Raw genomic sequence first — 685 nt, forward strand, 5'->3', positions numbered from 1 at the left:
GCGCAGGCGACGCCGACTTCGCCTTGGCAGCCGACGTCCGCGCCGGAGATGGAGGCGTTGGTTTTGTAGAGGATGCCGCTGGCGCCTGCGGTGAGCAGGAAGTTTTCGACGCGCTCTTGTGTGGCGTGCGGGTTGAACTTGCGGAAGTAGTGCAGGACGGCGGGGATGATGCCGGCAGCGCCGTTGGTCGGGGCGGTAACGACGCGTCCGCCTGCGGCGTTTTCTTCGTTGACTGCCATGGCGTAAACCATCGGCCAAAGTTGGGTGTTGACGATTTCGGTTTCGCGCAGGGCTTTGAGTTTGGCGGCAAGCTGCGGGGCGCGGCGGCGGACGTTCAAGCCGCCGGGTAGTTCGCCGTCCGCTGCCAGCCCGCGTTTGATGCAGCCTTCCATAACGTCGGCAACGCCGGCGACGCGGCGGCGGATTTCGGCTTCGCTGCAACCGACAAGCGCGGCTTCGTTTGCCAATACGGCTTCGGAAATGTCGAGCTGGTTCATGCGGCATTGGGCGAGCAGTTCGGCGCAGCTGGTGTAGGGGTAGGGGACTTGGCGCGTTTGTTCGGCTTGTTGGTCAAACTCTTGATCGGTAACGATAAAGCCGCCGCCGACGGAGTAGTAAATTTGTTCTTTGAGTTTGCCGCCGTCTTTGCCGTAGGCGGTGAAATTCAGCCCGTTCGGGTGTTTAG

At 62.0% G+C, this 685-nt stretch carries 1 protein-coding gene; it reads right to left on the reverse strand.

Features of this window, described 5'->3' with window-relative positions; all coding sequences use genetic code 11:
- Positions 1-685: L-serine ammonia-lyase, iron-sulfur-dependent, subunit alpha (locus tag ACTHUR_RS14515; protein WP_440399283.1), on the reverse strand; the 685-nt coding region annotated here is incomplete at both ends.

It is taken from the genome of Neisseria sp. P0021.S007, assembly GCF_051956855.1.